The organism is Pseudomonas batumici (assembly GCF_000820515.1).
Lineage (GTDB): Bacteria > Pseudomonadota > Gammaproteobacteria > Pseudomonadales > Pseudomonadaceae > Aquipseudomonas > Aquipseudomonas batumici.
Map to the genome: position 1 here is coordinate 1 of NZ_JXDG01000096.1, position 324 is coordinate 324.

Below are 324 nucleotides of genomic sequence, written 5' to 3' on the forward strand. Positions count from 1 at the left end.
TAACGCGCACTCTTGACGCATCGAGCATAGGAGGCGAAGTTGCCGACCTGCGCAAAACGTCCAATATCGCCCGTTTCCAACATGATGACCGTTGCCAGCACTTCACCAATTCCGGGCATCGTTTTCAGCAAGGAAAACTCGGGTCGCAATTTGACCTCGTGAAGCAGCCGATCCTCCAAACCCTCAATTTGGATTTCCAGGGCTTGGACAATGGCAATATTGGCTTTCATCGCCAAAGCCACATCCGTTGGCAGGCCCAGCCTGTCGACGGATGTGGCTGACAGGCCTTTGACTGCATTGCAGCTCAAGGGGCGGCCAAACTGG

1 protein-coding gene is annotated in these 324 nt (G+C 54.6%); it reads right to left on the reverse strand.

Annotated elements, in window-relative coordinates; translation table 11 throughout:
• A partial coding sequence (locus tag UCMB321_RS28385) for a transposase (protein ID WP_040072019.1) occupies positions 1-324 on the reverse strand: 324 nt, incomplete at both ends.